This window comes from Variovorax sp. GW531-E2, assembly GCF_059423125.1.
Genome location: NZ_JBWKXQ010000042.1, coordinates 15,794 through 38,309, shown reverse-complemented (window position 1 = coordinate 38,309; position 22,516 = coordinate 15,794). Strand labels below are relative to the sequence as shown.

Genomic DNA, 22,516 nt, shown 5'->3' with positions numbered 1-22,516 from the left:
CCGTGAGTGCGTTCTTACGATAGTCCCCTTTCTTGAGGAGCTCCCCATTGGCCACACAGTCCCCCTTTTTCGGCAAGCGTGATCGTGACACCGACTCGCTGACGTCCCGTCCCGCACCGCTGGTTGGTTCGGGCACCAATCTCTCGGGCACTCCCGTCAATCCCTCCTCGTTGACTGCACAGGCCGGCCTGGCCCCGGCGGCCGCTCCTGCTGCCAAGGAAGGCGGCAGCAAGCTCACTGTCGGCCCGAACATCAAGCTCAAGGGCGTCGAGATCACCGATTGCGACACGCTCGTGGTCGAAGGCCTGGTCGAGGCGACGATGGATTCGCGCCTGATGCAGATCGCCGAACAGGGCGAGTTCAAGGGCTCGGCCGAGATCGACATCGCCGAGATCCGCGGCGTGTTCGACGGCAACCTCACCGTGCGCGAGAAGCTCGTCATCCACTCGACCGGCAAGGTCACCGGCAAGATCCGCTACGGCAAGATCGTGATCGAAGAAGGCGGCCAGCTGTCGGGCGAAATCAGCTTCGGCGCCAAGCCGTCGCTGCAGGCCGCCGCCTGAGGCACCTGACGCGCCCGGTCTGACGATCGTCGATCAGGGCGCTTTCTTTTTCGGTGGGGCCTTCTTGGCCGCCGGCTTCGGCTTGTCCGCGGCGGCGGCCATTGCTGCGTCTGCAGCCGGCGGCGCCCACCCCAGGCGCTGCAGCAAGGCACCGGCCGCGGCCGGTGCCTTTTCCTTGGCGCCGTTGATGAAATACACGAACACGTCGCGCGCCTTCGGCGTCGTGGTCCAGCCTTGCGCGCGCGCGGCCCAGGTGTCCAGCGCCTTGGGCGCGTAGCCGGTCGCGAGCGACGCGTCGGCCATCATGAGCCGCGCATAGGCGACGTCGCCTTCGGGCTCCTCGAACGATGGAAACTTGTCGGCGTCGGTGAACACGGTCGACACCTTGTGCTTCTTCGCGAGCGCCTTGTAGGCGGGCACGATGAAGCTCTCGTGGCGCACGTCCATCACGTGGCGCAGCGCGCGGCTGCCTTCCTTCTTGGGCAGCAGCTCCAGGAAGGCTTCGAAGTCTTCCGCATCGAACTGCTTGGTCGGCATGAACTGCCAGACGATCGGCCCGAGCTTGTCGCCCAGCTCGGCAACACCGCTGTCGATGAAACGCTGGATCGACTCGCCCGCGGTCGCCAGCACCTTGCGGTTGGTGGTGAAGCGCGAGGCCTTCATCGAGAACACGAAGTCGTCGGGCGTGTCGTCGCGCCACTTGCGGAAGGTCTCGGGCTTGAAGGTGCTGTAGTAGGTGCCGTTGATCTCGATGGCGCTGACCTGCCGGCTGGCGTGGTTCAGCTCCTTCGCGTGGGCCAGGCCCTTGGGGTAGAAGTTGTCGCGCCAGGGCTCGTAGGTCCAGCCGCCGATCCCCACCTTGATCCGCGTCGATGTTGCCTTGCTCACATTGCGCTCCGGGTTTTGAGATCGCCCGCACTCTACGCGCGCTCGCGGCGAGGCGCAAAATGCGTTTTTTCGTCCCCGCGGAGAATCCCCCGATGAACGCCCCCCTGCACCGTGAAATGCCCGCCGGCACGCTCGACGCGACGCGCGCCCTCTCTGATGTCACCGCCCGATGGGACGGCGACATCGTCAAGCAACTCACCGACTACATCGCCATTCCCGCCAAGTCGCCCGGCTTCGACAAGGACTGGTCGGCCAACGGCTACCTGGAGACCGTGCTGCGCAACGCCGCGGCCTGGGTCGAGGCGCAGAAGGTCGAGGGCCTGAAGCTGGAGATCGTGCGCCTGGAAGGCCGCACGCCGGTGCTGTTCTTCGAAGTGCCGGCCACCGGTACGAACATGACCGAGACCGTGCTCATGTACGGCCACCTCGACAAGCAACCCGAATTCACCGGCTGGCGCAACGACCTCGGCCCGTGGACGCCCAAGTACGAGAACGGCCTGCTCTACGGCCGCGGCGGCGCCGACGACGGCTACGCCGTGTACGCCAGCGTGGCCGCGCTGCAGGCGCTCAAGGCCCAGGGCGTGGCGCACCCCCGCATCGTCGGCCTCATCGAGACCTGCGAGGAAAGCGGCTCCTACGACCTGCTGCCCTACGTCGACGCGCTGCGTCCGCGCCTGGGCGAGGTCGAGCTGGTGATCTGCCTGGATTCGGGCGCCGGCAACTACGACCAGCTGTGGCTCACGACCTCGCTGCGCGGCATGGCCAGTGGCACGCTCAAGGTCGAGGTGCTGACCGAAGGCATCCACTCGGGCGACGCCTCGGGCCTGGTGCCCTCGAGCTTTCGCATCATGCGGCAGGTGCTCGACCGCCTCGAAGACAGCGCCACGGGGCGCCTGCTGCCCGCCAGCTTCCATTGCGAAGTGCCGGCCGACCGCCTGGCGCAGGCCAAGGCCACCGCGGCCATCCTCGGCGACGAGGTCTACAAGCGCTTCCCGTGGGCGCACTACGACTGCGGCGGCTCGACCATGTTCGCGCTGCCGACCACCACCGACCCGGTCGAGGCGCTGCTCAACCGCACCTGGAAGCCCACGCTGTCGGTCACCGGCGCCGAAGGCTTCCCGGCCCTGAAGGACGCGGGCAACGTGCTGCGTCCCTACACCGCCTTCAAGCTCTCGCTGCGCCTGCCCCCGCTGGTCGATGCGGCCGAGACGGTGCAAAAGCTCAAGGCCCTGCTCGAAGACAATGCGCCCTACCAGGCGCGCGTCACCTTCGAAAGCGGCGGCGGTGCCACCGGCTGGAACGCCCCCACCATCACGCCGTGGTTCGAGGACGCGCTCAACAAGGCCTCGCGCGCGCACTTCGGCGCTTCGTGCGGCTACATCGGCCAGGGCGGCACGATCCCGCTGATGAACATGCTGAGCGCCGGCTTCCCGACGGCGCAGATGATGGTCTGCGGCGTGCTGGGCCCGAAGAGCAACGCGCACGGCCCCAACGAGTTCCTGCATGTGCCCTATGCCAAGAAGCTGACGGCCGCCGTGGCCGAGGTCATCGCCGCCCTGCCGGTGGCGCACCGCGCTGCGGCTGCGGAGCCGGTGGCGGCTTGAGCGCCGCGCCGGGCCGCCCCAAGCAAGCTCGCTCCCGCCTGGCGGGACGGCGCGCAGCGCCAAGGGTGCACCCATGAGCGACGCGCTGCCCTTGCCACATCGCGTGGCGCTGTCCACGCCGGACGGCGAGACGCTGGCGCTGCGGCGGCTGCCCGCCGCTGGCAGGCCCCGCGCCGTGGTGGTCGTGGTGCACGGGCTGGGCGAGCACGCGGGGCGCTACCACGGCCTGGCCAAGCAGTTGCACGGCTGGGGCTTCGCGGTCTGGGCGCACGACCACCACGGTCACGGCGAATCCACCGGTGCGCGCGGCGGCCTGCCCAGCGAGCTGCGGCTGGTCGACGACCTGGCCCTGGTGATCGACGATGCGCGCCGCGAGAACCCCGGTGTGCCGCTGGTGCTGCTGGGCCACAGCCTGGGCGGCCTGGTCGCCGCGAGCCTGGTGGCGCGCGGCGTGCGGTCGGTCGATGCGTTGGTGCTCTCGTCGCCGGGGCTCGACCCGGGGCTGAACGGTTTCCAGAAGATGCTGCTGGCGGTGCTGCCGCGCATCGCGCCCAACCTGCGCGTGGGCAACGGGCTCGACGACAACTACCTCTCGCACGACCCGGTGGTGGTGCAGGCCTACCGCGACGATCCGCTCACGCATGACCGTATCGGCAGCCGGCTGGCGCGTTTTCTCGCCTACGAAGGTGCCACGGTGCAGCAGCACGCGGCGCGCTGGCCGGTGCCCACGCTGCTGGTCTACGCGGGCGACGACCGGCTCGTGCGGCCGGCGGCCAGCCGCGCCTTCGCGGCCGCTGCCGCGCCCAGCGGCAACGTCGAGGCGAAGTGCTTCGACGCGCTGTACCACGAGCTCTTCAACGAACTCGATGCGGAGCCCGTGTTCGACACGCTGCAGCGCTGGCTCGACCGGCGGTTTCCGGCGGCGGCTGTTCCCGCGCGCGTGGCCTGAGGCTCAGGCCTTGGCCACCGGCGCGCGCCGGCGTTGCGTCTGAGCGAGCCAGAGCAGCGCGGCGCCGGTCAGGGCCACCGGCACCAGTGAGCCGTAGTTCAACAGCTGCCAGCCCTGCGTGGTCACCAGCACGCCAGAGGCGAACGAGGTCAGCGCCAGCGTCGCGAACACGCAGAAGTTGAGCGCGCCCTGGGCCCGGTCGCGCTCCTCGGCCGTGTAGGCCGTGAGCGACAGCGTCGTGCTGCCGGTGAACAGGAAATTCCAGCCCACGCCCAGCAGGAACAGCGCCACCAGGAAGTGGTGCAGGTCCACGCCCGACAGCGCCACCACGATGCAGCCGAGGTTGAGCGCCAGCCCCACCCCCATCACCGGCAGCGTGCCGAAGCGGCGGATCAGGTGGCCGGTGAAGAAGCCCGGCGCGAACATGCCGATCACGTGCCATTCGAGCACCAGCGCCGCGTCGGAAAACGGCAGGCTGCAGATCTGCATTGCGATGGGCGTGGCGGCCATCAGCAGGTTCATCACGCCGTAGCTCAGCGCGCCCGCAGCGGCCGACACGATGAACACGGGCTGGCGCATGATCTCGCCCAGCGGCCTGCCGCCGGCGGCTTCCTTGCGTGTCGGTGACGGTGGGAACTCGATGAAATGCATCACTGCCATCGAGAGCAATGCCACCGCCGCCAGCGCGATGTAGGCGCCGGCGAAGGGCACGGAGAGCGCTTCGCGCGTGAAGGTCGCCAGGTTCGGCCCCGCCACCGCGCCGATCAGGCCGCCGGCCATCACCATCGACACGGCCTTCTCGCGCCAGGCCGGCAGTGCCAGTTCGGCCGCCGCGAAACGGTAGAGCCCGGCGTTGGCGTTGTAGTAGCCCGCGACCACGGTCGCGAAGCACAGCAGCCAGAAGTTCTTCGAGGACGCCGCGTAGGCGCACAGCAGCGCCGAGCCGACCGCCACCGCCAGCCCGATCTGGAACGAACCGCGGCGGCCGAAGCGCTGCTGCGTGCGTGCCACCAGCCCCGTGCTCAGCGCGCCGCCCACCACGTAGCCCATCACCGGCAGCGTGGCCATCCAGCCCTGCGGAGCGATGCCCAGGCCGACAAGGCCGTTGATGGCGATGAAGGTGACGTTGTTGGTCAGGAGCAGGCCCTGGCAGATGGCCAGGAGCCACAGATTGCGATTCATGGGGCGCGGTTCTACGCGATTGGGCGACGAAGGCAAGGCGCCGGCCAAAAAAAGCGCCCTCGCGGGCGCCGGAATTCTGAGAATGAAATTCGCCGGGTGGCAGGTCAGGTCGGCTTGTTGCCTTGAAGCAGTCCGCTGAGCGAGCCCAGCAGGTCGTCCTGGTTGCCGAGGCCCTGCTCGGGCACCTTGCCCTGCGGCGTGAGCTGGTTGATGAGGGCCGGCAGCATGGTGGCCAGCATCGGCAGCAGCATTTGTGCGTTGATGCCGAGTTTGGAAGCGATGGCGGCGATCGTGTCGCCGCCCAGCGCGTTCTGCAACTGATCGCCCGACACCGGCTTGTTTTCACCGTTGCCGATCCAGGAGCCGATCACGTCGCCCATGCCCGCCTGCTCGAATTTCGAGACCATGCCGCCGAGGCCGCCCTGCCCGCCGTTGTTGGCAAGCAGGCCGCCCAGGGCGCCGGCGAGGCTTCCGAGATCTCCCAATCCCCCGAGGCCACCGCCTTGCGGTTGCTGCTGCTGTGCAGCGCCTCCTAGCACCTGACCGAGTACCGAATCGAGCAACCCCATGACCATTCCTTGGTGTGTGACAGAAACGCTCACATTTTCCAATGTGGCGACCCGCTTGCCGAAAGTGGCGGGGCCACTTTCGAACTGGCAACGTGACAAATTACTTGCTGCGTGCTGCGCGTTTCGGCAGGAGCGCGGGGCTGACGCCCTGCACACCGACCAGGCCGAGCACGGTGACGAGCGAATTCTGCGCGCCTTTCCATGCATCTGTCACGTCAATCGACTCGCCCAGCGAGTGGAATCCGCCCGACTTGCCGCCGCCGCCGATGATGATGGCCGGGATGCCCAGCGAAATGGGAACGTTCGCATCCGTGCTGCCGCCGCGCAGCAGCGTCTTGTGGCCGAAAGCACTGTTGGCGCGCGTGGCGGCCTCGACGATCACCGAGTCGGGCGGCGTGCGGCCGCCCGGGCGGTCGCCGATCAGCTTGGTGCTCACGCTCAGGCTGCTCACGTTCCAGCGCTTGTTCTCTTCCGCCACGGCTTCGTCGAGCGTGGCGAGGATCTTCTTCTCGGTCTCGAGCAGCGAGGCCATGTCGTCCGAGCGGATGTCGATGGCCATGCGCGCATCCGGCGCGATGGTGTTCACCGAGGTGCCGCCGCCGACGGTGCCGACGGTGAAGGTGGTCTTGGGGAAGCTGGGCGTGCGTACCTCGGCGATCTTGGCGATGGCGCGGCCCATGCCGTGGATCGCGCTGGGCACCTGCCCGAAGGCGCCGAAGCTGTGGCCGCCCGGGCCCTTGAAGGTGACTTCGTAGCGATGGCTCGCGGTGCCGAGCACCAGCACGTGGCCGTCGGGCGAGGGCTCCAGGCCGACCATGCCGTCGATGTCCAGGTGGTCGCGGAAGATGGCCTTCATGCCGCGCAGGTTGCCCAGCTCTTCCTCGCCGACGTTGGCGACGATCACCAGGTCGCCCACGGTCTGGATCTTGTTGTCGTTGAGCACCTTGAGCCATGACAGTAGCACCGACAGGCCGCGCGTGTCGTCACCGATGCCGGGCGCGAAGAGCTTGCCGTCGCGCTCCTTCACCTTGACGTCGGTGCCGGCCGGAAAGACGGTGTCCAGGTGCGCCGAAATGAGCAGCTTGGGGCCGTTGCCCGTGCCCTTGCGCAGGCCGATCACGTTGCCCTCGGCGTCGATCTTCGCGTCGGGCAGGCCGAGGGCTTTCAGGCGCGCCAGGAAGGCTTCGGCGCGCTTCTGTTCCTTGAAGGGCGGCGCCTCGATCTCGGTCAGCGTCTTCAGTTCTTCGACCGTGCGTTCGTGGTCGGCCTTGACCGATTCCAGCAGCTTGCGGATCGCGGGCGAGGCCATGAGCTGGGTGTAGGCCTGGTCGACCGCGGGGCTGACCTGCGCCGGTGTGGGCGCAACGGCCTGACTTTGGGCGTGAACGGCGGGCATGGCGCACAGCGCGGCCAGGACAAGGGGGGCGAGACGAAACGCGCGGGATGAACGAGGCATGGGGGGAGCGGTCCTTCCGGGAGGCGGATTGAACAAGAAAAACGAAGCGGCCATTGTTCCGCAGGCGCCCGGTGTGCGCCTCGCGGAAAACACTCCCCGAACCGCTCAGGCGCCGACGAGCGACACCAGCGCCGCGAGCGCCGCGGTTTCGGCGCGCAGCACCCGCGCGCCGAGCGTGGCCGGTGCGAAGCCGCGCGCGATGGCGTCCTGCTCCTCGGTGGCGCTGAGGCCGCCTTCGGGGCCGCTGAGCACGAGCGCCGGTTGTGCGGTGGGTGTCTCTGCGGCCACGGCGGTGACGGCGCGCGTGCCGTCGGCCAGACTCAGTACCAAGCGCGTCGCTGCCGTATCCGCGGCAGCAGCGCCGCCGAGCCAGCCTGAGAAGGACTGCACCGGATGGATCACCGGCACGCGGTTGCGACCGCACTGCTCGCAGGCCGCAACGGCGATGGCTTCCCAGTGCGTCCGTTTCTTCTCGGCGCGCTCGCCCGACAGGCGCAGCACGCCGTGCGCCGTGGCCAGCGGCTGGATGCTGGCCACGCCGAGCTCGGTGGCCTTCTCGACCAGCCAGTCCATGCGCTCGTTGGCCGGCATGCCGACCGCGAGATGCACGGCGCGGGCCGCTTCGCGCTCCACCGGCGTGTGGGTACCGACCGCCACGGCGACCTCGCTGCGGCCCATGCGCTCGACCGTCGCGGCGTACTCGCCGCCCGCGCCGTCAAACAGGGTGAGCGTGTCGCCGGGCTGCATGCGCAGCACCTGCACATGGCGCGCGGCGCCCGGCGGCAGCGCCAGGCTGGCGCCGGCGGTCAGCGGCACGGAGCAGTGAAAACGGGGCATGCGATGAGATCAGGAGCTGATGGCGCCCGTGGTACGGGCGCTACAGCGATTTTCTTTTTTGGCTTTTTTCAGTTTCTCTTCAGACTCGGCCGTAGGCGAAGCCGGTGACGGCCGTGGTGCCCTCGACCTCGTCGATCACGCGCAGCAGCGGCTTCAGTTCGATGTAGCGGCTGGCGGTGGCACGGATGTAAGCGATGAAGCGAGGTGTGTCGGCCAGGTAGCGCGGCTTGCCGTCGCGCAGCGTGAGGCGCGCGAAGATGCCGGCCACCTTGAGGTGGCGCTGCAGGCCCATCCATTCGACCGCGCGGTAGAAGGCGCCGAAGTCCTCGTCGACCGGCAGCCCGGCCTTGCGCGCGGCGGTCCAGTAGCGGATGGTGATGTCGAGCACGAACTCCTCGTCCCAGCTGAGGAAGGCGTCGCGCATCAGGCTGGCGATGTCGTAGGTGATGGGGCCGTAGACCGCGTCCTGGAAGTCGAGCACGCCCAGCGGCTGGCCGGCGTCGTCGCCCACCATCAGGTTGCGCGGCATGAAGTCGCGGTGCACGTAGACGCTCGGCGACGCGAGGTTGTTCTCGACGATCAGCGCGAAGGCGCGGTCCAGGCGCTCCTTCAGCTGGCCCTCGACGGCCACGCCGCGGTGCTTGCCGATGTACCACTCGGGAAAGAGCGCCAGTTCGCGCTCGAGCAGCGCACGGTCGTAAGGCGGCAGCACGCCGGGTTTCGAGGCCAGCTGCCAACGGATCAGCGCGTCGATGGCCAGGTCGTAGAGCGGCCGGTTGGCGTCCGGGCGGGCCGGGTCGATCACGTCGAGCATGGTCTGGCGGCCCAGGTCGTCGAGCAGCAGGAAGCCGTGGTCGCGGTCCCATTCGAGCACCTGTGGCGCCGTCACGCCGGCCTCGGTCATCAGTTGCGCCACCTGCACGAAGGGGGCGCTGTTTTCCTTGTCGGGAGGCGCATCCATCACGATGCGCGTGCCGCCGTCAGTGGTGTCGAGGCGGAAGTAGCGGCGAAAGCTCGCGTCGGCCGACGCCAGTCGGACGGTGTCCGGGCGCAGTTGCCGGGTGTCGGCAATGCCGGCCAGCCAGCCCCGGAACGCTTCGGCCCGCTGCGGATCTGTCCAGAGAATGGCCTGGGCGGGGAGTGGGGTCGTGGACGCCGGGGTCGAAGGTGCTGTCATGGATAATCAATTCTACAAATCCGCCTGGCGCGGCACCCCTGCTCGAGGTCGATCCGACCGGGCGGGGTGGCTGCCGGACCCCGCAACCCGCCGGCTTGCCGCGCCGTCCCGACGATTTTTCGTTCCGAATCGATGCCTACGACCCCACGCGCTGCCTTGCGACGTTCGAGCCCGCCGCTGCCACTGGCCGTGCTGTCGCTGGCGCTGCTGCACGCGCATGGCGCCTTCGCCCAGCAAGCCGGTGTGCTTGAGGGACCGCTCACGCTGAAGCGCACGCCGCTGCTCACCGAGACGCTGACGCCCGTGCAACGCAGCCAGCTGCCCAGCCTTGTCACCGGCGACCGCATTTCCGGCCGCCCCGACCTCGAGACCGTGGTCGAGGGCAACGCCACGCTGCGCCGTGGCCCGGTCGCCATCACGGCCGACCGCCTCGAGTACTACCAGCCCGACGACCGCGCCAAGGCCACCGGCAACGTGCGGGTCAACCAGGCCGGCAACGTGTACGAGGGCCCCGAGCTGGAACTCAAGCTCGAGACCTTCGAGGGCTTCTTCAACAACGTGCGCTACCGCTTCCTCGCGACCGGCGGCCACGGCGAGGCCGAGCGCATCGACTTCGTCGACTCCAACGTCTCGATCGCGCGGCGCGCCAGCTACACCACCTGCCGCCGCGAGGACTTTCCCGGCTGGATGCCGGCCTGGCTGCTGACCGCCGCCACGCTGACCACCGACACCGAGGAAAACGAGGGCGTTGCCATCGATGCGCGCATGAGCTTCATGGGCATCACGACGCCGCCGATCCCGCGCGTGACCTTCCCGCTGTCCAACGAGCGCAAGAGCGGCCTGCTGCCGCCCACCATCGGGCTGGACAACACCAACGGCTTCGAGGTCGCGCAGCCCTATTACTGGAACATCGCACCCAACCGCGACGCCACCTTCACGCCCACGCTGATGAGCAAGCGCGGGCTCAACCTGGCCAGCGAATTCCGCTACCTTGAGAAGGACTACAGCGGCAGCATCCGCCTGGACCTGATGGGCAGCGACCGCCTCGTGGGCCAGCGCTACAACGAGGCGCGCGCCGAGCAGCTGCAGAAGCTGAACAACGGCGAGATCGCGCTCAAGGACCTGAACTTCGGCAAGCCGCCCCACAGCAGCAAGCGTTGGGGCCTGTGGCTCAACCATCGCCACGACTTCGACGCCAAGGCGCTGGGCCTGGACTCGCTGTCGGCCAGCCTCACGATCAACCGTGTCAGCGACAACGACTACTGGCGCGACTTCACGCGCACGCCGACGCTTGCGCAGCGCCAGCTGCCGAATGAGGGTGCGGTGAGTTGGACCAAGGGCGACTGGAGCGGCGCCGTACGTGCCCTGCGCTACCAGACGCTGCAGTACAACCTGTCGCCGGTCGTGCCGTCGTACGACCGCATGCCGCAGATCACGGCCAACTACGCCAAGTACGACTGGCACGGCTTCGACGTTTCGCTGAACACCGACTACTCGCGCTTTCGCGTCAACACAATCCTGGCCGGCCAGCCTGGCTTCGATCTGCTCCAGCAGTCGCAGCCCGACGGTGACCGCGTGTTCGCGCAGGCGGCGATCAGCCGGCCGTTCCTCACGCCGAGCTCCTTCGTCATCCCCAAGCTGCAGTTGCACGCGACCTCGTACAACTACTACCTGCCGCAGTCGTCCATTCCGAAGGTGTCGGTCAACGGCATCGACTACGTGAACGGGATGCCGTACAACCCGAGCCAGCTGTACTTCTTCCCGACCTCGTCGAACCGCGTCGTGCCGACCTTCAGCCTGGACAGCGGCCTGGTCTTCGAGCGCGATGCCAGCTACTTCGGCCGTGCCTTCCGCCAGACGCTGGAGCCGCGCGCGTACTACGTGTACACGCCGTACCGCAACCAGAGCATGCTGCCGAACTACGACTCGGCCGCCAACGACTTCAGCTTCGCGACCATCTACACCGAGAACACGTTCTCGGGCGCGGACCGCATCTCGGACACCAACGCGCTCACGCTGGGCGTCACGTCCCGCCTGATCGACCCGGGCACCGGCGTGGAAGCCGTGCGCTTCGGCATCGCGCAGCGCTTCCGTTTTGCCGATCAGAAGGTCACGCTGCCGGGCGTCGCGCCGGTCACCGACCGCACCAGCGACCTGCTGCTGGGCGCCCAGATCAATTGGACGCCCAAGTGGAGCCTGGACACGCTGCTTCAGTACAACCCCGATTCGCGCCGTTCCACGCGCAGCGCGATCAGCGCGCGCTACAACCCGGGCCCGTACCGCAACCTCAGCGCCGCCTTCCGCTACCAGGCGCCGAGCACGCCCACGGCCACCGACGGCAACAAGTCGATCGACTTCGGCTGGCAATGGCCGCTCAACGACCTGTGGGGCGACAAGGGCAAGGACCTCGGGCCGGGCAAGGGCGAAGGCGGCGGGCGCTGGTACGCCGTGGGCCGCCTCAACTACAGCCTGCAGGACAAGAAGCTCACGGACGGCGTGCTCGGGGTCGAGTACGACGGCTGCTGCTGGATCAGCCGCGTGGTGCTGCAGCGCATCACCACCGGCCAGGTGACGGCCAACACCCGCATCATGTTCCAGCTCGAATTCGTCGGTTTCTCCAGCATCGGATCGAGTCCGATGCAGGCGCTGCGACAGAACATCCAGCGCTACCAGCCGCTGCGTCAACCGACCGAAGCGCCGAGCCGCTTCACCAATTACGACTGAAACGACGACCGTTCACGCCATGAAACACATCCGTTCCCTCATCACCCTGGGTTGCCTTGCGGCCATCGCCGCAACGGCCGGCGCACAGGGCTTTCGTTCCGGCAGCGGCATCACGGACATCATGCGTGCCGGTCCCCGGATCGTGCCGCCGGCGGCGCGCCCTGCAGCTCCCGCGGCGGCGCCGGTGCAGCGCGCGGCCGAGTACATCGTGGCGCTGGTCAATTCCGAGCCCATCACCAACACCGAGGTGCAGTCGCGTGTTACGCGCCTGATCCGCGAGAACCCGGACGCCGAGCGCGTGCCGCGCGCCGAACTCACGCGCCTCGTGCTGGAGCGTCTGATCACCGAGCGTGCGCAGCTGCAGCTGGCGAAGGAAAACGGCATCAAGGTCGATGACGTGGCGATCGACCAGGCCGAGCAGACCGTGGCCCGCCAGAACGAGATCAGCCTCACCGAGCTGCGCAGCCGCGTGGTGGCCGAGGGCATCTCGCCGCGCGAATTCCGCAACGACCTGCGCGACCAGCTGCTGCTCACGCGCCTGCGCGACCGCGAGGTCGAGTCCAAGGTCAAGATCAGCGACATCGAGGCCGACGAGTACCTGCGCGAACAGCGCGAAAGCGCCGTCAAGAACAACGCCCTGCTCAATCTCAACATCGCCCAGCTGCTGGTGGCCGTGCCCGAGAACGCCACCGAGGCGCAGGTCGCGACCGCGCAGAAGAAGGCCACCGACCTTGCACAGCGCGCGCGCAGCGGCGAAGACTTCGCCAAGCTGGTGCGCGAGAACTCCGACTCGCCCGACCGTGCCAATGGCGGCGCGCTCGGCCTGCGCAGCGCCGACCGCTATCCGCCGGTGTTCGTCGAGGCCACGCAATCGACCGCGGTGAACGGCATCACCGGACCCGTGCGTTCGGGCGCCGGCTTCCACGTGCTCAAGGTGCTGACCAAGGCGCGGGTGGGCTCGTCGGATGCGTCCATCACCCAGACCCAGGTGCGCCACATCCTGCTGCTGAACGACCCCAAGCGCACGACCGCGCAGGCGGTGGCGCAGCTGCAGGAATTCAAGCGCCGCGTGCAGGCCGGCACCGCCGACTTCGCCGGCCTGGCGCGCGACAACTCGCAGGACGCGAGCGCCAAGGAAGGCGGCGACCTCGGCTGGTCGCGCCCCGGCCAGTTCGTGCCCGAGTTCGAGGAAGCCATGGACCGGCTCACGCCGGGCCAGATCAGCGACCCCGTGGTGTCGCGCTTCGGCGTCCACCTGATCCAGGTGGTCGGCCGCCGCGAAGCCAAGCTGAGCCAGTCGGAGCAGCGCGAAGCCGCACGTGCCGCGCTGCGCGAACAGCGCGTCGAAGAAGCCTTCGCCACCTGGGTGCAGGAAGTGCGCGCGCGCGCCTACGTCGAATACCGCGAGACGCCGCAGTCCTGATGGCCGCGACAGCGTCTTAGGCCGCGATGGCACAGCACATTGCAAGAAAGCGGTTCGGACAGCACTTTTTGTCCGACGGCGGGATCATCGACGGGATCGTGCAGGCGATCGCGCCGCAGCCCGGCGACGCGATGGTCGAGATCGGGCCGGGGCTGGCGGCGCTCACGCAGCCGCTGGTCGAGCGGCTCGGCCGCCTGACGGTCATCGAGCTCGACCGCGACCTGGCCAAGCGGCTGCGCGAACATCCGCAGCTGGATGTCATCGAGTCGGACGTGCTCAAGGTCGACTTCGCCGAACTCGCGGCCAAGGCCGAACCGAAACCGCTGCGCGTGGTGGGCAACCTGCCCTACAACATCTCCACGCCGATCCTGTTCCACCTGCTGGGCTATGCCCACCTGATCGCCGACCAGCACTTCATGCTGCAAAAGGAAGTGATCGACCGCATGGTGGCCCGGCCCGCCACCTCGGACTACAGCCGCCTGAGCGTGATGCTGCAGTGGCGCTACGACATGGAGAACGTGCTGTTCGTGCCGCCCGAGAGCTTCGATCCGCCACCGCGCGTGGACAGCGCCGTGGTACGCATGGTGCCGCTCGCGCAGCCGCCGGCGGTCGATGCGGCGCGGCTCGGCGAGATCGTGCAGGTCGCCTTCAGTCAGCGCCGAAAGATCCTGCGGCACACGCTGGGCAAGTGGCTGGGGGAGCACGGCTTCACCGGCGAGTTCGACATCCAGCGCCGGGCCGAGGAGGTGCCGGTGGCCGAATACGTTGCACTGGCCCAGGCCGTTCCCCCATGAAAAAAGCCCGTCGACGACGGGCTTTTTTTGTGGCGGCGAGCGGTTGCAGTTACGCAGCTGCCAGCCAGTACCCCGCATTGAAGGGGCTGCTCATGCGCAGCGCCAGGGGCGACACGTCGACGAGCTTGTCGGTCGGCATTTTCTCGCCGGCCGGCTCGGTGCTGGCGGCGGGCGTGGCCGCGGCGGCTGCCGTGGCGGTGGTGTTGACTTCGATGCCATCGAGGGTTTCAGCGGTCGGCTGAGCCTCGTTCGCCCGTTCTGCTTGGCTGGTAGATGCAGAACGGGCTACAGAAAAGAATAGAAGCAGCGGAACGGGACCTTGCGATCGCCCCAGTAGTCCGAAGCGTCGCGGAAGATGTCGAGCAGTTGCTCGCGCGCTTCCTTGTCGAACTTGGCGTTGGCCGGAATCTGTTCGAGCACGATGACGAAACCAGGCTGCGGGCCCGATTTATGCAACGGGTCGGTCATGCAGTCGTACAGCGCGTCGAAGTTCTTGCCGAAGTGCGCCGGGAAGGTGAACTGCTGGGCAATCAGGTCGAGCACGTCCTGCTTGGTCTGGGCGTTGCCCAGGTTGGCGTACAGGAAGTGCTGGCCGGCCGCGTTGGCGGCATCCTGCAGGTCGTTCACGCGGAACGCGCGGATCGATTGCACGATGTTCGGGCGTACGGCTCGAAGGGATAAGGTCATATCCGCTGGTCTTTCCATAGTCATCATCATCTCGTCGGGGCGCTTCGGGGCGCCGCTCAGGTCGTTGTCATCGCTCATGGCGCAATCCGTCTGAAACTCGCATAGTGGTCCGCCGTGTACCAGCAGGCTTCGGGCGCCGTGCGCTGCTCGCCACCGCAAACGATCCGCCGGGCACCGCGGTTGCGCGCGCCGGGCGTTGGCACCGTGTACTCGCGGTAATGCCCGCGGCGTGCCGCTGGCAGGATGCGTTCGCGATTGCCGAATACCGTGCCGTCTTTGTCGTACCGGAAGGGGCCACCGTCAAGGATGGCCTGGTAGGTTCGCTGGCCCTGGACCGGCAGATCGGTCAGGGCAATCGATGCCTCGGAGGACGTTTTGTCGGCGCCGAACCATCCGCGGGCCTCGGCCCCCGTCGTCAGAGCCACCAGCATCAAGCTGGTGAGCGCAAACTTAGTAACAGAGGACGTGATCGAGGCGTAAGCCGCCATGGGGCACCACAAGAAAAGAGCGGGGGGTTTGAATTGCGCTCAACCTCGGGGTTAACCCGCAAATTCAAGCCCGCGAGTGTGCACCACGCGGGCGAAAATAGCAAGCGACTGCCCAAAGTTTGAGCAGTCGCGGGGGCAGAAAGCGACGCCTTAAGTTGGCGTCCACTCTCGCCAAATGGCCTATCTCTCGGCGTTTGCGTCGGCCACTGTCAAGGCCGTCATGTTCACGATGCGGCGAACAGTCGCGCTCGCCGTGAGAATGTGCACAGGTTTGGCCGCGCCGAGCAGAACCGGGCCGATGGCGATGTTGCCGCCGGCTGCGGTCTTGAGCAGGTTGTAAGAAATGTTGGCAGCGTCGATGTTGGGGAACACCAGCAGGTTGGCGTCGCCCGCGAGCGCGCTGTGCGGCATGACGACCGCGCGCTGCTTGCTGTCCAGGGCCACGTCGCCGTGCATTTCGCCGTCCACCTCGAGCCAGGGCGCCTGCACGCGCAGCAGGTCGAGCGTCTTGCGCATCTTGACGGCGCTGGGCTCGTTGCTGGTGCCGAAGTTGGAGTGCGACAGCAGCGCGGCCTTCGGCTTGAGGCCGAAACGCATCATTTCCTCGGCCGCCATGGTCGTGATCTCGGCCAGTTCCTCGGGCGTCGGGTCGTAGTTGACGTGCGTGTCGACCAGGAACACCTGGCGGTCGGGCAGCAGCAGGCCGTTCATGCAGGCGTACACCGGCACGTCCTGCGGGGTGCTGGCGCAGCCGCCGGGGCGCTTGCCGATCACCTGGTCGATGTAGTGCAGGTGGATCAGCGTGGTGCCCCAGGTGCCGCAGATCATGCCGTCGACCTCGCCCTTGTGCAGCAGCATGGCGCCGATCAGCGTGAGGCGGCGGCGCATCTCGATCTTGGCGGTCTGTACCGTCTGGCCCTTGCGCTCGGTCATGCGGTGGTAGGTCTGCCAGAAGTCGCGGTAGCGGTGGTCCTGCTCGACGTTGACGACGTCGTAGTCGAGCTCTTCCTTCAGGCGCAGGCCGAACTTCTCGATGCGCTGGGCGATGATGGCCGGACGGCCGATGAGCGTCGGGCGCGCCAGGCCTTCGTCCACCACGATCTGCGCGGCGCGCAGCACGCGCTCTTCCTCGCCTTCGCAGTAGGCCACGCGCTTCTTCGGCGCGCGCTTGGCGGCGTCGAAGATCGGCTTCATGGTGGTGCCCGAGGCGTAGACGAAGCTCTGCAGCTTGTCGCGGTAGGCGTCCAGGTCCTTGATCGGGCGCAGCGCCACGCCGCTTTCCTCGGCCGCCTTGGCCACGGCCGGCGCGATCTTCATCATCAGGCGCGGGTCGAAGGGCTTCGGAATCAGGTATTCGGGGCCGAAGCTCAGCTTTTCACCGGCGTAGGCGGCGGCCACGCGCTCGCTCTGCTCGGCCTGGGCCAGCTCGGCGATGGCGTGCACTGCGGCAATCTCCATCTCGTCGGTGATGGTGGTGGCGCCCGAGTCGAGCGCGCCGCGGAAGATGTACGGGAAGCACAGGACGTTGTTGACCTGGTTCGGGTAATCGGTGCGGCCCGTGGCCATGATCACGTCGGGGCGCACCGCATGGGCGTCTTCGGGGGCGATCTCGGGGTTCGGGTTGGCCAGCGCGAAGATCACCGGCTTGGGCGCCATCTTGGCGACCATTTCGGGCTTGAGCACGCCGCCGGCCGACAGGCCGAGGAACACGTCGGCGCCGGCGATCACTTCCGACAGCTTGCGCATGTCGGTCTTTTGCATGTACTGGCGTTTGTCGTCGTCCATCAGCTCTTCGCGGCCTTCGTAGACCACGCCGGCCAGGTCGGTGACGAACACGTTTTCGCGCTTCAGGCCCACCTTGAGCAGCAGGTTCAGGCAGGCCAGCGCCGCGGCGCCCGCGCCCGAGGTGACCAGCTTCACTTCGGCGATGTTCTTGCCGGCCACCTTCAGGCCGTTCAGCATGGCGGCCGCCACGGTGATGGCCGTGCCGTGCTGGTCGTCGTGGAACACCGGGATCTTCATGCGCTTGCGCAGCTCGCGCTCGACGTAGAAGCAGTCCGGGGCCTTGATGTCTTCCAGGTTGATGGCGCCGAAGGTGGGCTCCAGCGAGGCGATGATCTCGACCAGCTTGACCGGGTCCTTCTCGTCGATCTCGATGTCGAACACGTCGACGCCGGCGAATTTCTTGAAGAGAACGCCCTTGCCTTCCATCACCGGCTTGGAGGCCAGCGGGCCGATGTCGCCCAGGCCCAGCACGGCGGTGCCGTTGGAAATGACACCCACGAGGTTGCCGCGCGAGGTGTACTTGAAGGCGTTGGCCGGGTCCTTGACGATTTCCTCGCAGGGCGCGGCCACGCCGGGCGAGTAGGCCAGCGACAGGTCGCGCTGGTTGACCATCTGCTTGGTCGCCGCGATGGCGATCTTGCCGGGGACGGGAAACTCGTGGTACTCGAGAGCGGCACGGCGCAACAGGGCGCGCTTGTCTTCCGGGGTGGGGGTCGAAGGGGACGATGCGGTCGAATCGGACATGTGCCGTTGCTCCTGGTGGCGCTTCTTCTGGGGGCGCCGATTGTAGACCTCGGTCCATACCGCCCTACGCCGCATGGCCGGTGGCAGGCATGACCAAAAGCACGGGGCACCGTCAAGGCCCTGTGGCAATATGTGTGGCTGGGACACAAACCGACAACATCTCGAGAGGAACGACCATGGCCCTGATGGATTTCATCAAGAAACAGTTCATCGACATCATCCAGTGGACCGAGTCCGGCGATGGCACGCTGGCCTGGCGTTTCCCGATGGCCGAGATGGAAATCCAGAACGGCGCCTCGCTCACCGTGCGCGAGTCGCAGATGGCGGTGTTCGTCAACGAAGGCCAGGTGGCCGACGTGTTCGGCCCCGGCATGTACAAGCTCACGACGCAGACGCTGCCCGTGCTCACGTACCTGAAGAACTGGGACAAGCTCTTCGAATCTCCCTTCAAGAGCGACGTCTATTTCTTCAGCACCCGCCAGCAGGTCGACCAGAAGTGGGGCACGCCCCAGCCGATCACGATCCGCGACAAGGACTTCGGCGCCGTGCGCCTGCGCGCCTTCGGCAACTACAGCTTCCGCATCGGCGACCCGAAGCTGTTCCACACCGAAATCTCCGGCACGCGCGACATCTACTCCGTGGCCGACCTCGACGGCCAGCTGCGCGGCCTGGTGCTGCAGAACATCAGCAACGCCATCGCCTCCAGCGGCCTGCCCTTCCTCGACCTGGCGGCCAACCAGATCCAGTTCGCGACCGCGCTGGCGACCCAGCTGGTGCCCGAGTTCGAGAAGATCGGCATCAAGCTCGAGAACATCACGGTCCAGAACGTCTCGCTGCCCGAAGAGCTGCAGAAGATCCTCGACCAGAAGATCGGCATGGGCATGGTCGGCAACGACATGGGCAAGTTCATGCAGTACCAGACGGCGCAGGCCATTCCCAAGTTCGCCGAAGGCGCAGCCGGTGGCGGCGGCATCGCGGGCGACGCGATGGGCCTGGGTGCCGGCGTGGCGCTCGGCCAGGTGCTGGCGCAGAACCTCGCGCAGGGCCTGAGCCCCAATGCGGCGGCCCAGGCTGCGGCCACGACGCAGCAGCCGGCCGTGGCCGTGGTGAGCGCCGCCGACGTGATGACCACGCTCGAGAAGCTCGGCGAACTCAAGACCAAGGGCATCCTCACGCAGGAAGAGTTCGACGCCAAGAAGGCCGAACTGCTGAAAAAGCTCGTCTGATTCGTCGCAATGTTTTCGATAGCGACTGACGCCCGCCCAGCGGGCGTCAGAGGCCTTTTGGGCTTGAATCATTCGTGGCCGGCCGCGCCATCGCACCCGGTGCGCCATGGCTGAGGAAACCGGCTCCCAACGCTACTACCGCGCGCCCTGCCCCGGCTGCGGCGCGCCGGTCGAATTCCGCTCGGCGCAATCGACGCACGCGGTCTGCCCGTACTGCCAGAGCACCGTCGTGCGCCAGGGCGACACGCTCGCGCGCACCGGCAAGATGGCCGAGCTGTTCGACGACTTCAGCCCGCTGCAGCTGTTCGCCGCCGGCCGCATCCAGGACAAGCCCTTCACGCTGATCGGCCGGCTGCAGTACACCTACCCCGGCGGGCGCTGGACCGAGTGGATCGCCGCGCTCGACGGCGACCGCACCGGCGTGCTCAGCGAGGACAACGGCGCCTACGTCTTCGCGCTGCCCTTCGACCTGCAGCGCGCCGCACCGCCGCCCGCCGACCTGCGCGTGGGCGCCACCACCGCCTTCGCCGGCCAGAGCTACACCGTCGCCTCCAACGAACAGGTGGCGCTGACCTCCGCGCAGGGCGAACTGCCGCACCTGCCCGCGCTCGGCCAACCGTTCGCGATGGTCGAACTGCGCAACGACAAGGGGCTGGTGCTCAGCATCGACTACGGCACCGCCCCGCCTACCGCGTACCTCGGGCGCTCGGTGCAGCTGGACGACCTGCAGCTCACCGGCCTGCGCGACGAATCCGCGAAGGACGAGAAGGGCCGCAGCTTCAACTGCCCGAATTGCGGCTCGCCCGTCACGGTCAACCTGGCCGACAGCAAGAGCATCACCTGCGGCTCGTGCAACAGCATCATCGACCTGTCGCAAGGCATCGGCGGCGAGCTCAAGCACGCCGAGCAGAACGAGCCGGTGCGCCCGCTCATCGCGCTGGGCAGCATGGGCCAGCTGCAGGGCGCGCAGTGGCAGGTGGTGGGTTTCCAGCACCGCATGGGCCAGGAGCCTGGCGACGACGAGCAGTTCGGCTGGGACGAGTACCTGCTCTACAACAAGAAGCGCGGCTTCAGCTTCCTGGTCGATGCCGAAGACGGCTGGAGCATGGTCAAGCCGACCACCGGCGCGCCCGTGATGGCCGAGAACGGCACCACCGCCACCTACCTCAACAAGCGCTACCAGCAACAGTACGCCTACAACGCCGAGACCACCTACGTGGCCGGCGAGTTCTACTGGCAGGTCGAGCGCGGGCAGAAGACCTTCAACCGCGACTTCGCCAGCGGTGGCGCACTGCTCTCGATGGAGCGCTCGGCCAACGAGCTGACCTGGTCCTCGGGCAGCAAGATCGACAGCGGCGCCGTGGCCACGGCCTTCAAGCTCGACGCCAAGAAGGACCTGTTCTCGCGCGGCGACGCGCTGCCCGTGAGCGCCGCGTCGGGCATGGGCTGCGGCACGATCATCCTCGTCATCGTGGTCATCCTCTTCGTGCTGATCATGATGAGCAACTGCAGCGGCGGCTCCTCGAGCGGGTACCGCAGCTCGGGCGGTTCGTACGGCGGCTACTCGAGCGGCGGCGGCCACAAATGACGAAGATCGCGCGCAGGCGCTCTCTTGTTTCTCTCTTTATTGCTACGACTGGAGGTCCCCATGGGAATTGAATGGCTGAAACCGGGCGTGGTCCTCGGATCGCTCGTGTATGCGTTGATCGGCGTGGTGGTCTTCTGGATCTGCTTTTTGATCATCGACAAGATCACCCCCTATGACCTGTGGGGCGAGATCGTCGAGAAGCAGAACAGGGCGCTGGCGCTCGTCGTGGCCGCCATGTGCCTCGGCATCAGCGTCATCGTGGCCGCAGCAATCCATTGAGCGACGCGGCCCTGCCCGCGCGCACCCCGGATGCGCGGGGGCCGCAACCCGTGGAGATCGCGCTGCTCGCCAGCGTGTTCGTCGTCGCGGCCTGCGGCCTCGTCTATGAACTGAGCGCGGCCGCGCTGAGCTCCTACCTGCTCGGCGACTCGGTGCTGCAGTTCAGCACCATCATCGGCACCTACCTGTTCGCCATGGGCGTCGGCTCGTGGCTCTCGCGCTACTTCGACCGGCAGCTGCCGGCGCACTTCCTTCGCATCGAACTGCTCGTGGCGCTGATCGGCGGCGCGCTGCCGGCGATCCTGTTCCTGGCCAACGCCTACGTGCCGGGCGCGTTCCGGCTGCTGCTGTACGGCCTCGTGGTGGTGGTGGGCACGCTGGTGGGGCTCGAGATTCCGCTGGTGATGCGCATCCTCAAGCGCAACATCGTGCTTAAGGACCTCGTGTCGCAGGTGCTGACCTTCGACTACCTGGGCGCGCTCGCCGTGTCGGTCGCGTTCCCGCTGATCCTCGTGCCGCAGCTGGGCATGATCCGCACCGGCCTGCTGTTCGGCGTGATGAACGCCGCGGTGGCCGTGTGGGCGCTGTGGCTGTTCCGCCATGAACTGCGCCGCGCCGGCGCACACGCGGTGGCCTGCTTCCTGACGCTGGCCGCGCTCATCGGCGCCTTCTGGGGCGCCGACCACATCACCACGCTGGCGGAAGACAAGTTCTACCAGGACCGCATCGTCTTCAGCGCCAGCTCGCCCTACCAGCGCATCGTGGTCACGCGCGGCGCGCTCGGCCACCGGCTGTTCCTCAACGGCAACCTGCAGTTCGCCGAGCGCGACGAGTACCGCTACCACGAGGCGCTGGTGCACCCCGCCATGGCCGCGCACGGCGCGCCCAAGAAAGTCGCCGTGCTCGGCGGCGGCGACGGCATGGCGGTGCGCGAGATCCTCAAGTACCCCTCGGTCGAGTCGGTCACGCTGGTGGAGCTCGATCCGAACATGACGCAGCTCTTCACCACGCACGAGACACTGGCCGCGCTCAACGGCCACGCGCTCTCGTCGCCGAAGGTGAAGGTCGTCAACACCGACGCGTTCCAGTGGCTGCAGCAGGAGGGCGACACCTTCGATGTGATCGTGGTCGACTTTCCCGATCCGACCAACTTCGCCATCGGCAAGCTCTACACCAACAGCTTCTACGCGCTGCTCGACCGGCGCCTGTCGGCCAGCGGCTACGCCGTGATCCAGACCACCTCGCCGCTGGTGGCGCGCAAGAGCTACTGGACCGTGGCGAGCACCATCGAGTCGGTCGGCCTGAAGGCCACGCCGTACCACGCGCACGTGCCCAGCTTCGGCGAATGGGGCTACATCATCGCCAGCCACCGACCCTACCGGCAGCCCGACGCGCTGCCGGGCGGCATGCGCTTTCTCACGCCGGCGACGCTGCCCCTGATGTTCGACTTTCCGCTCGACATGGCGCGCGTGCCGACCGAAGTGAACCGCCTGTCGAACCAGACCCTCGTCACCACCTACGAACAGGAGTGGGGCAAGGTCATGGCTCACTAG

The 22,516-nt window shown here is 67.6% G+C and carries 20 protein-coding genes; 11 read left to right on the top strand and 9 right to left on the bottom strand.

Translation table 11 applies throughout. The features are described 5' to 3' along the window. Positions 1 to 47 precede the first annotated feature (47 nt). Complete coding sequence (locus tag AC07XP_RS22035; RefSeq protein WP_062473600.1) at positions 48 to 563, top strand: bactofilin family protein; 516 nt, start codon at positions 48 to 50, stop codon at positions 561 to 563. A 33-nt stretch (positions 564 to 596) separates the two neighbouring features. Here the strand turns inward: AC07XP_RS22035 and AC07XP_RS22030 are convergent, their stop codons facing one another. Next, the gene (locus tag AC07XP_RS22030; RefSeq protein ID WP_495265876.1) at positions 597 to 1,451 is read right to left on the bottom strand and encodes a DUF72 domain-containing protein; all 855 of its coding nucleotides are present in this window, start codon (positions 1,449 to 1,451) and stop codon (positions 597 to 599) included. A gap of 92 nt (positions 1,452 to 1,543) precedes the next feature. Between AC07XP_RS22030 and AC07XP_RS22025 the strand changes: the two genes are divergently transcribed. Both AC07XP_RS22025 and AC07XP_RS22020 read left to right on the top strand, forming a co-directional pair. Next, positions 1,544 to 3,055 (top strand): M20 family metallopeptidase, encoded by a 1,512-nt coding sequence (locus tag AC07XP_RS22025; RefSeq protein WP_062473598.1) that lies wholly within the window; start codon positions 1,544 to 1,546, stop codon positions 3,053 to 3,055. Between the two features lie 73 nt (positions 3,056 to 3,128). After that, entirely contained in the window at positions 3,129 to 4,004 is an 876-nt protein-coding gene (locus tag AC07XP_RS22020) for an alpha/beta hydrolase (RefSeq protein ID WP_495265875.1), read from the top strand. A gap of 3 nt (positions 4,005 to 4,007) precedes the next feature. Here the strand turns inward: AC07XP_RS22020 and AC07XP_RS22015 are convergent, their stop codons facing one another. The 5 genes from AC07XP_RS22015 to AC07XP_RS21995 form a co-directional block, all read right to left on the bottom strand. Further along, complete coding sequence (locus AC07XP_RS22015) at positions 4,008 to 5,186, bottom strand: MFS transporter (protein ID WP_495265874.1); 1,179 nt, start codon at positions 5,184 to 5,186, stop codon at positions 4,008 to 4,010. A 104-nt stretch (positions 5,187 to 5,290) separates the two neighbouring features. After that, positions 5,291 to 5,755: a YidB family protein gene (locus AC07XP_RS22010; protein ID WP_095948391.1), complete on the bottom strand. Its 465-nt coding sequence runs from the start codon at positions 5,753 to 5,755 to the stop codon at positions 5,291 to 5,293. A 100-nt stretch (positions 5,756 to 5,855) separates the two neighbouring features. Then, positions 5,856 to 7,211 carry a M20/M25/M40 family metallo-hydrolase gene (locus AC07XP_RS22005; protein WP_495265873.1) on the bottom strand — a complete coding sequence of 452 codons (1,356 nt, stop codon included), beginning with the start codon at positions 7,209 to 7,211 and terminating at the stop codon, positions 5,856 to 5,858. Between the two features lie 105 nt (positions 7,212 to 7,316). Further along, positions 7,317 to 8,048 (bottom strand): 16S rRNA (uracil(1498)-N(3))-methyltransferase, encoded by a 732-nt coding sequence (locus AC07XP_RS22000; RefSeq protein ID WP_495265872.1) that lies wholly within the window; start codon positions 8,046 to 8,048, stop codon positions 7,317 to 7,319. A 79-nt stretch (positions 8,049 to 8,127) separates the two neighbouring features. After that, a complete protein-coding gene (locus tag AC07XP_RS21995) occupies positions 8,128 to 9,225 on the bottom strand; it encodes an aminoglycoside phosphotransferase family protein (protein ID WP_495265871.1) in 1,098 nt (365 codons plus the stop codon). Positions 9,226 to 9,357: 132 nt separating this feature from the next. Here AC07XP_RS21995 and AC07XP_RS21990 point away from each other — a divergent pair, with 132 nt between their 5' ends. The 4 genes from AC07XP_RS21990 to AC07XP_RS21975 are packed head-to-tail and all read left to right on the top strand — an operon-like array spanning position 9,358 to position 14,408. Further along, a complete protein-coding gene (locus AC07XP_RS21990) occupies positions 9,358 to 11,949 on the top strand; it encodes an LPS-assembly protein LptD (protein WP_495265870.1) in 2,592 nt (863 codons plus the stop codon). Between the two features lie 19 nt (positions 11,950 to 11,968). Continuing rightward, entirely contained in the window at positions 11,969 to 13,372 is a 1,404-nt protein-coding gene (locus AC07XP_RS21985) for a peptidylprolyl isomerase (RefSeq protein WP_495265869.1), read from the top strand. 26 nt (positions 13,373 to 13,398) lie between these two features. Beyond that, the gene (gene rsmA, locus AC07XP_RS21980) at positions 13,399 to 14,166 is read left to right on the top strand and encodes a 16S rRNA (adenine(1518)-N(6)/adenine(1519)-N(6))-dimethyltransferase RsmA (RefSeq protein ID WP_139702942.1); all 768 of its coding nucleotides are present in this window, start codon (positions 13,399 to 13,401) and stop codon (positions 14,164 to 14,166) included. Continuing rightward, complete coding sequence (locus tag AC07XP_RS21975) at positions 14,163 to 14,408, top strand: hypothetical protein (RefSeq protein WP_174250289.1); 246 nt, start codon at positions 14,163 to 14,165, stop codon at positions 14,406 to 14,408. Before rsmA ends, AC07XP_RS21975 begins: the two co-directional genes overlap by 4 nt. 43 nt (positions 14,409 to 14,451) lie before the next feature. Here the strand turns inward: AC07XP_RS21975 and AC07XP_RS21970 are convergent, their stop codons facing one another. The 3 genes from AC07XP_RS21970 to AC07XP_RS21960 all read right to left on the bottom strand — a co-directional run bounded on the left by AC07XP_RS21970 (position 14,452) and on the right by AC07XP_RS21960 (position 17,870). Beyond that, positions 14,452 to 14,877: a barstar family protein gene (locus AC07XP_RS21970; RefSeq protein ID WP_095747788.1), complete on the bottom strand. Its 426-nt coding sequence runs from the start codon at positions 14,875 to 14,877 to the stop codon at positions 14,452 to 14,454. A gap of 50 nt (positions 14,878 to 14,927) precedes the next feature. Beyond that, on the bottom strand, positions 14,928 to 15,341 hold the full coding sequence (locus AC07XP_RS21965) for a guanyl-specific ribonuclease (protein WP_056574987.1): 414 nt from the start codon (positions 15,339 to 15,341) through the stop codon (positions 14,928 to 14,930). Positions 15,342 to 15,521: 180 nt separating this feature from the next. Then, positions 15,522 to 17,870, bottom strand: a complete 2,349-nt coding sequence (locus AC07XP_RS21960) for an NADP-dependent malic enzyme (protein ID WP_495265868.1) — start codon at positions 17,868 to 17,870, stop codon at positions 15,522 to 15,524. A gap of 176 nt (positions 17,871 to 18,046) precedes the next feature. Here AC07XP_RS21960 and AC07XP_RS21955 point away from each other — a divergent pair, with 176 nt between their 5' ends. From AC07XP_RS21955 to AC07XP_RS21940, 4 genes are all read left to right on the top strand, one after another. Continuing rightward, positions 18,047 to 19,096, top strand: a complete 1,050-nt coding sequence (locus AC07XP_RS21955) for an SPFH domain-containing protein (protein ID WP_101490731.1) — start codon at positions 18,047 to 18,049, stop codon at positions 19,094 to 19,096. Between the two features lie 106 nt (positions 19,097 to 19,202). Further along, the gene (locus tag AC07XP_RS21950) at positions 19,203 to 20,684 is read left to right on the top strand and encodes a DUF4178 domain-containing protein (RefSeq protein ID WP_495265867.1); all 1,482 of its coding nucleotides are present in this window, start codon (positions 19,203 to 19,205) and stop codon (positions 20,682 to 20,684) included. 60 nt (positions 20,685 to 20,744) lie between these two features. Continuing rightward, positions 20,745 to 20,963, top strand: coding sequence for a DUF350 domain-containing protein (locus tag AC07XP_RS21945; RefSeq protein ID WP_062473571.1), 219 nt, complete (start codon positions 20,745 to 20,747; stop codon positions 20,961 to 20,963). Continuing rightward, entirely contained in the window at positions 20,960 to 22,516 is a 1,557-nt protein-coding gene (locus AC07XP_RS21940; protein WP_370680733.1) for a polyamine aminopropyltransferase, read from the top strand. Before AC07XP_RS21945 ends, AC07XP_RS21940 begins: the two co-directional genes overlap by 4 nt.